This is a genomic window from Nocardia acididurans, from assembly GCF_016741815.1.
Lineage (GTDB): Bacteria > Actinomycetota > Actinomycetes > Mycobacteriales > Mycobacteriaceae > Nocardia > Nocardia acididurans.
The window spans coordinates 1-7,320 of sequence record NZ_JAERRJ010000033.1; the positions used below are offsets into that span (position 1 = coordinate 1).

A 7,320-nucleotide genomic window follows, 5' to 3' on the forward strand; every position below is an offset into this window, starting at 1 on the left:
ATAGGGCATCGGGTTGGCGCCAGCCTCTATGCCTTTACCCAGTACTGCGATCTTGAAGGCGGAGCACAGCTGGCGGTGCTGATGATAGGCAATACTGGGCGCACTGTCGGCGACCTCGTCCAAATAATCGGCGATCCAAGCGGCATCAGCGACTTCGGCGATGCTGAGGCTGCCCATCTCTGTATCGAGTTTGAACGAATCGGGATTTTTGCTACGCTTTGCGTTCTTTGCTGGTGGATAGATATAGCATCGGTAATTGTTGTATGTGTCTTGGGACATCTTGCCTGCATCCACCCTGGCCTTGTACTGGGTATCGAGCTCGGCGAACACTTCGCCCATTTTGTCAGTGGCGCTGAACTGTCGCCGTTTGCTCGTGCGTTTGCGCTTCGAGCCCTTATGAACATTCCTCTTGAACGCCTGGTCCCACTCGTCCAGGCATTCTCGGCGAGTTCGTCCGACGGCGCTGGTCTTCACGTATTCGCCGCTATGGGAACGGTGTCGAATTCGGGTGAGTCGCCATAGTCCATCTTTGCCTTTGACAGGATTGAGTTTATCCTTCGGGGGCAAGGCTCCGGGTTCCAACGAGACCTGGGCCATTTTTGTTCTCCTTCCGCAGGCTGGCGGTCTCGTATTCAGGCGGCCTTGCGGCATTCGCCATTCGGTTCCTGTAGGTTGCTGCCTCGGGTCGGCAGTGCCTCTTCCCAAGCGATCAGGTCGCTCAGCCTGTACCGGCGAAAGCGGCCGATTCTCGCGAACCGTGGGCCCTTCCCGAGGGAAGCCCAGTTCGCTAGCGTCTTGGGTGGAATCTTCAGTCGCTCGGAAACCTCGTCAGTACTCATCCAGTGCTCGTACTTCTTTTCCAAGGCGTTCTTTGGGCAGAAACTCTGGCCGGGCTTTGTGCTACCCGTTTCGGGGTCGGGCATGGTCGCATCCTTTGGTCGGCTGCCGGATCGGCTAGATACCGGTGTGGTACGACGGGATATGGACCCTCCGGTGCGGTCGTTGGGTCAAGTGCCTCGTGCATGGGATGGGTTCTTCAGCCTGGACACCCTGTACTGGCACCAAAGCTCCCGAAAATTGCGTTTCGGGGTGGTGGTCGCAGTCAGATATCCGAGATGAGGCTGTTCAATGTCAATGTGCGGCGCCGGAGCGGTCCATGTGACCTGCCAGCAACCGGGCCGTATCACTACGAGAAGGACGCGGCATCGTTCAGGCGCATGAACACCGACGTGCGCAGACCTATCAGGTCATGAACGGCGCTTCAAATAGCGTCGCTTCAGTTGCGGGCACGTCTCAGCCGTCGCAGGTTCGTGCCCTCGGGGCGGCACGTACAGCATCTACACAAACACCCACCCGTCGTGAACTGCGAATATCCGCCGATGTTGCTGTGGAGCGACGTATTCGCGGCAGGTCCGGCAGTGTTTGACGTCCGGCGGTTCGGAATCGGCGCGCCGAGTGGTTGCTCGGAGGGACGGCGGTGCAACCTGGGTATCGGTCTCCTGTGGTGGGTGCGGCGAAGCACGAATTTCCCGGCACTCCTGGCCGGGTCAATACTGGCGTAGTTGCACGATGATGCCGCTGTACTGGGCGGGATCGGTGAGCCACAAGCTGACAGCACCGGCGGGCTGGGCGGCGGCCTCGCGCCACAGTTGCGCGAAGGTGGAGCCGCTGTACCATCTGCCGTCCGGACCCTGGTAGGGCACGCTGGTGGAGTACCAGGCGGGGTCGACGAATTGATGCTCCGGGGTGGTGGTGCGGTCGATCCAGTCCGGGATTGCGGTGTTGGCGAGAACGGAGGTCTCGACGTGGTCGAGATCGACGTTGACGTAGCCTTCCCCCGGGTTCACCGTCCAATCAGCGGCCGAGGCCGGCCCCGCGCTCATTACCGCAGCCGCTGCCATCACGAGTGCCACGCCGCCGGTCTTGATCCATCCTCGCGCAGTCATATGGAGCTCCGTTCTGTCGATAGGTACTGGCGCAGGGAGAGGCCGTCGTTCAGTCCTTGCTCTGTTCTGCGGTGAACGCCTCCAAGTCGATCTCGCGCAGATGCATTTCGGTAGGAATCGTACGGGTCCTGTAGTAGCCGAAGAACAGTTCAGCAGCGTCGTCGGCGGTAAAGACTTCCTCCGGGTACACGGTCAGTTGGTGGTTCCCACGCTGGAACGGGATTCGGATGCTCGGGTCGCCGGTGTAGTCACCAGGTCGTCCGAGGGTGTACAGCCTGGAGGCACCGTCGACGAGCATGCGTACCTCGATGCTGAGGGCATCGGCCGATCCTGCGCATTGCAGGAACTCGAGGGCCATTGCGAGCCGGTCGTCGTCGGTCAGGTCTTCCGACCACATGGGGCGGGGCAATGTTTGCAGGTTGAGTGAGTAGCGGTCGTCGCCGTCGAGGCGTGAAAGTGGTCGCCGGAAGTCCTCGACGGTTTCGTGGGGGCCGACGAGGGTGACGAGCCGTTCACCGTTGTAGGCGATTCGGTGCGTGGGGATCATGGGTCAGCCTTTGAGGTCGATGACTTTGGTGATTTCGATGGTTTTGCCGTTCAGTGTTGCGGTCGCGGGGTTGTCGGGGCTCACCGCGCCGTCGAATTCGCGCTGGTTGGCGTTTTTGGATGCGGTGCCGCTTTTCACTTCCAGGCCGGTGTATGTGCCATCGGGGTTTTCGACCAGGCCGTCGTAGTAGCGTCCCTGCTCGACTCCTGGGACGCTGGCCTTGATCTGGTCGCGGATGACTTCTTCGCCGCTGTCTCGTGCGTATTCGTCGAGTGCGGCTTGTTCTTGGGCTTTTCCGCTGGTGCCGGGGTTGCCGTCGGCGTATTGCCCGAGAGCGTCACGGCCGTCGCCGCGGTCTTGGGCCATTCCGTAGAGCGCGAGTCCGCCGGCCACTGCAAGCAGCGCCAAGCCCAATGGCACACCGAAACCGGTCTCGCTGGCACCGAGTCCTCCTACAGCGAGAGCTCCGGCCAGGGCATAGGGGCTGACCGGGTTGTCTTTGCCAAGATCGGGTGTCTCAGGTATGGAGTCACCGCCGTCGGTGTGCGAAGGTCCGCGCATATCCGGCGACAGGAACGGCAAGGGGACAGGACTCTGGTCAAGTGGGACGGTCTGCCCATCAGGTGACCGGTCTTCAATGAGCGAGTCGAACCAGTGGGTGCCCGGCCGTGGATCGCTGGACGGGCGGTCGCCGCCGACATCGGGTGTGAGGCCCAGCAAGGGCACCGGGCTGTCTTTGAGCGGGACGGTGTTCGACGACGGCCCGTCCGGGGTCTTGTCTTCGACGATGCCGTCGAACCAGCGCGTGCCGGGTTGTGTGCTTCCTGGTGACTGGCTTTGCGGATTGGGGTTCGTGCTCGGCTGGGCACCGGAGGTGGTGGGACCGGTGGTGGTGCCCGACGGCGAACTGGATGTCGGACCGCTGGGAGTCTGACCGCCGGCGTCTGGTGTGAGGCCCAGCAAGGGCACCGGGCTGTCTTTCAACGGGACGGTGTTCGAGGACGGTCCGCCCGGGGTCTTGTCTTCGACGACGCCGTCGAACCAGCGCGTGCCGGGTTGTGTGCTTCCTGGTGACTGGCTTTGCGCATTGGGATTCATGCTCGTCTGGGCACCCGAAAAGGTGGGACCGCTGGTGGTGCTCGACGGCGATGACGGTGACCGGCCGCCGCCACCGTCGAGGGTCAGCGATGGCGTGGAGTTGGCATTGTGTAGCAGAGCACCCGCGAGGTCTCTCGGAGAGGCGGGGCCTGTCGCTGGTGCTGAACCGGCAATGGGTGCAGCAGGTTCGGTCTGACGCGACGACCGCGGTCCCGCACCCGCCGCAGCGAAGGCAACCGCGCCGATAATCGCCAGCAGTGGCAGCCGTGGGTCGGCTTCACCGTTCTGAGGTTGCACGGCAGCGCCTTCAGGCTGAGATTGCGTGGGCGCCGGAATCGCTGGGCCACTTTGGAGCAGCCGTTGCTTCAGTTCGGCGAACTCTTGGTCCGAGAGCACGCCCTGGTCGTGCAGCCTTGCCGCACGCTCGAGCTGTGCGACCAGGTCGTCGTTAGGTGCGATCTGGCCCGGTTGCGTCGAGAAAGGAGCCTGTGTGACGGAAGCATCGGGTGGGATCGACTGCGGCCCTGCAGTTTCGGGGGAGCCGGGTGCCTGCGGCGCGGCAGGTTGCTCGTTGCCCGGCAGAACGGGCGGGACGTAGCCGGGCACCGGCACGATCGGGTTGTTCATGTTCGGCGGGCCTTGCAACGGCGGTGGGGTCAACGCACCCGCACCAGGTCCCCCGCCCTGCTGGGTGGGCGGATTGAGCAACGACGGAATGATCGGCGCGGGCGCACCGGTGTTCGGTGGTTGCGTGGGCTGCGGGTTGTAGGTAGGAACGTCCGCACACGGCCACCCCGGATGCATCTGCTGCCACTGCTCACACGGAATCGGCTGAGCCTCAGCGGCGTCACGGCCCGCGAACAGCACCAGCGCCGATCCCAGACCGACCAGAACGGCCACGGTTGCCATCGCCACTCCGCTGACCTGTGCGCGGAAACGACCTCGACTACCTGGTCGAGGCAGTGCGGCGCGCCGTTCGCGGGTGGTCCTCACCGGCGCAGTTGTTTGGCCAGGTCGTCAGCGCCGATCCAGAACAGGCGGCCAGCGATCGACATGTAAAGGAAGAACACCAGATACACCCAGATCGCACCATGCTCATCCGCCCAGCCGGGGACGCGTGACAAGTTTGCAAAGGCCACGACCAGCAGCACCACGCCGGTCATCAGGGCGGCGGCCGGTTTCACGACCGAGTTCGAATCACGCTCATTCCCAGCAGCCGCTACTGTGTCCGTGCTCGACGCATTCGTCATCTCCGCCACCGTCACCTTGTTCGCTCAGCAAGCTCTCTCGACAGCATGGATATCGAACCCAAACAGCGGCCCACCGCACCCACACCTCTGTTGTCCGATCGCGGACTGAACCTGTGGCACTCACCCTTCGAGGTCAGACTGCTCAGGAAGTCGGCTTTCGAGCCATCCGCGTTCGCCGCCCTCGCCTTGCACGGGCTTTGGGGTGGCGAGCGCGGTCTTCGCAGCTCGCAGAGCCTCGTCGAGCGACCCGTGCATCTGGTCATGGCCTGTAAACCCCTCTCCGTCAGGGATATCCACCGACAGGCCCCATTCCGTGTCCTTGCCCTGGATCACCGCGAAATGTCCCCGCCAGCGCAGGACGATGTCCAAGGCCCCGGAGGGGAACTCGGTCGAAGAGATCACTACGTCCGGCCCGAACACCTCCCGCGCGATGCGTTCTGATTCGTGTGCGGATCCACTCATGCCCCACCACCTGGTTTGAAGAACTCGACCTGGCCGGAATTCTTGCTGATAATTTCGATCGAACCATTGGAGCCGATGTTGATGACGCTTCCTTTGGTGTTTGCCGTCAGGCTGCCATCGGGATTTTGCACCGTGTAATCCTCGCGCGGAGGGTACATCCGCCCGTCCCAATCCAAGCCGGGGTTCGGATTCCTGGGCACACCGCTGTATTGGTCCTCCACCGCGTCCAGCGTTGTGGCGACCTGGTTGAATGCTTCATCTGCGGAGTTGGCTGGCGGCAATTGCCCGAGTCGCTCGTAATAGATATCCAAGCGCTGCCTCACGGAATACCCTGGTACAAATGTACCACGTATGTCAGCTTCGGGAAAATATGTCGTCCTGCCTCGCTGATACTGACCGGTAATGTTTCCATCGAACTGCACTTTTTGGCCAATTCGCACATTGGGCACTTCGATGAGATAGTAACCAGGCCCGGTTTCTTGCGGCATGACGTGCTGATATTGACCATCAACCCATACGTCTATGCCGTCGGTCTTCCACGAACCGCTCAGCGGGAGCAGCCCGATGCCCATTCGAACGGTGCCGGTCGTCGCACCAGGCTGGTCGGGCACCCACTCGGTGTAGGAGGTGGTTTCGAATCCCTGCTCGCGGTATTGGGTCTCGCCATCCCAGATCTGCTTGCCCGGATTGAGATCCCGCGGTGGGTTCGGATCTTTCGGAGGTGTGGGATCTCCCTTGACCGGACGGATGAGGGAACCACCGATCGGTCGCGCGGCGGCGACAAACGCGGCCGAACCACCCACGAGCAAGGCCACGACCCGCGGATCGAATCCAGCACCGCCCGAGTCAGGTACTGGATTTGACGCGTGGACTTCAGGCGGGGTCGCCGGCGAGGGGGTGCTCTGCAACAGCCGTTGCTTCGCCGCTTCGAATTCCTGATCGGTGAGCGCGCCCTCGGCATGTAGCTTCGCCAGCGTCTGCAGCTGCGTGACGATATCGAGACCCAGTTGCGGTATCTGCGAAGGCCCGGCGGGGGTCGAAGCTTCAGGGCCAGGCGCGCCAGTCTGCGCATCAGGGCCCTGAGGTGTTTGCGGTCCGGGGGGCGGCATGTTGCCCGGGAGCACTGGAGGGACGTACCCGGGGACGGGCACGATCGGATTGTTCATGTTCGGTGGACCCTGCAGCGGCGGCGGGGTCAACGCCCCCGCACCAGGGCCTCCACCCTGCCCAGTGGGTGGATTGAGCAGTGACGGGATGATCGGCGCGGGCGCACCGGTGTTCGGCGGCTGCGTGGGCTGTGGATTGTAGGTCGGGACGTCCGCGCACGGCCACCCCGGATGCATCTGCTGCCACTGCTCACACGGAATCGGCTGTGCCTCAGCGGCATCGCGGCCAGCGAAGAGCACCAGTACCGACCCCAGACCGGCCAGGACCGCCACCATCAACCCGCTCACACGCGCACGCGACCTGCCTGGCCTGCGTGAAGCTGTCGTGGCGTGTTGGCTGCGGGTCGCCATCACCCGCGCATCCGCTTGACCAGCTCGTCGGCACCGTTCCAGAACAAGCGACCCGCGATCGACATGAATGCGAAGAACCCCAAATACACCCAGATCGCGCCGTGGTCGTCGGCCCAGCCGGGGATACGCGACAGATTCGCGAACGCCACGATCAGCATCACGAGACCGACCGCCAGCATCGCGACCGGCTTCACCATCGAGTTCGACTCGCGCTTGCCCTCGGCACTCGTTGCCGTTTGCGTGTCCGATGCACTCGTCATCTCTGCCACCGTCTCCTTGTTCACTCACCAGGAACATCTCGAGGGGAAACCGCATCAAATGCTTGTCGGCCTAGACAAAGGACCGGGAACGAGCAGCTCACCACAGCTAAGCAAGCTTCCAGCTACATCGATTGTGATGGTACATGAGCGTTGATTCGCCGCACTCGACGCAGCAGACCCGCTGCCACAACGACCGGCCAGTATTGACGAGAGGGACTGCTGCACAGGTAGGTGACAACC

Annotated in this window: 9 protein-coding genes; all 9 read right to left on the reverse strand. The window is 62.9% G+C overall.

The features are described 5' to 3' along the window. On the reverse strand, positions 1-597 hold a 597-nt coding region (locus JK358_RS38505; RefSeq protein WP_201958781.1), incomplete at its 3' end, for a hypothetical protein. Positions 598-632: 35 nt separating this feature from the next. Continuing rightward, complete coding sequence (locus tag JK358_RS38510) at positions 633-923, reverse strand: helix-turn-helix domain-containing protein (protein ID WP_201958783.1); 291 nt, start codon at positions 921-923, stop codon at positions 633-635. A 624-nt stretch (positions 924-1,547) separates the two neighbouring features. Continuing rightward, a complete protein-coding gene (locus tag JK358_RS38515) occupies positions 1,548-1,946 on the reverse strand; it encodes a hypothetical protein (protein ID WP_201958785.1) in 399 nt (132 codons plus the stop codon). Positions 1,947-1,995: 49 nt separating this feature from the next. Next, positions 1,996-2,493: a hypothetical protein gene (locus JK358_RS38520; RefSeq protein WP_201958787.1), complete on the reverse strand. Its 498-nt coding sequence runs from the start codon at positions 2,491-2,493 to the stop codon at positions 1,996-1,998. Positions 2,494-2,496: 3 nt separating this feature from the next. Then, positions 2,497-4,500 carry an SHOCT domain-containing protein gene (locus JK358_RS38525; RefSeq protein WP_201958789.1) on the reverse strand — a complete coding sequence of 668 codons (2,004 nt, stop codon included), beginning with the start codon at positions 4,498-4,500 and terminating at the stop codon, positions 2,497-2,499. A gap of 80 nt (positions 4,501-4,580) precedes the next feature. Beyond that, complete coding sequence (locus JK358_RS38530) at positions 4,581-4,841, reverse strand: hypothetical protein (protein WP_201958791.1); 261 nt, start codon at positions 4,839-4,841, stop codon at positions 4,581-4,583. Positions 4,842-4,961: 120 nt separating this feature from the next. Then, positions 4,962-5,303, reverse strand: a complete 342-nt coding sequence (locus tag JK358_RS38535; RefSeq protein ID WP_201958793.1) for a hypothetical protein — start codon at positions 5,301-5,303, stop codon at positions 4,962-4,964. Beyond that, a complete protein-coding gene (locus JK358_RS38540) occupies positions 5,300-6,757 on the reverse strand; it encodes an SHOCT domain-containing protein (RefSeq protein WP_201958795.1) in 1,458 nt (485 codons plus the stop codon). Before JK358_RS38540 ends, JK358_RS38535 begins: the two co-directional genes overlap by 4 nt. Before the next feature lie 62 nt (positions 6,758-6,819). After that, positions 6,820-7,104 (reverse strand): hypothetical protein, encoded by a 285-nt coding sequence (locus tag JK358_RS38545; RefSeq protein WP_201958797.1) that lies wholly within the window; start codon positions 7,102-7,104, stop codon positions 6,820-6,822. Positions 7,105-7,320 lie beyond the last annotated feature (216 nt).

Excerpts from the sequence above, each read along its gene's own strand:
- JK358_RS38510 (WP_201958783.1), bottom strand. The coding sequence starts at position 923 with ATGCCCGACCCCGAAACGGGTAGCACAAAGCCCGGCCAGAGTTTCTGC.
- JK358_RS38520 (WP_201958787.1), bottom strand. The coding sequence starts at position 2,493 with ATGATCCCCACGCACCGAATCGCCTACAACGGTGAACGGCTCGTCACC.
- JK358_RS38535 (WP_201958793.1), bottom strand. The coding sequence starts at position 5,303 with ATGAGTGGATCCGCACACGAATCAGAACGCATCGCGCGGGAGGTGTTC.
- JK358_RS38525 (WP_201958789.1), bottom strand. The coding sequence starts at position 4,500 with ATGGCAACCGTGGCCGTTCTGGTCGGTCTGGGATCGGCGCTGGTGCTG.
- JK358_RS38530 (WP_201958791.1), bottom strand. The coding sequence starts at position 4,841 with ATGACGAATGCGTCGAGCACGGACACAGTAGCGGCTGCTGGGAATGAG.
- JK358_RS38515 (WP_201958785.1), bottom strand. The coding sequence starts at position 1,946 with ATGACTGCGCGAGGATGGATCAAGACCGGCGGCGTGGCACTCGTGATG.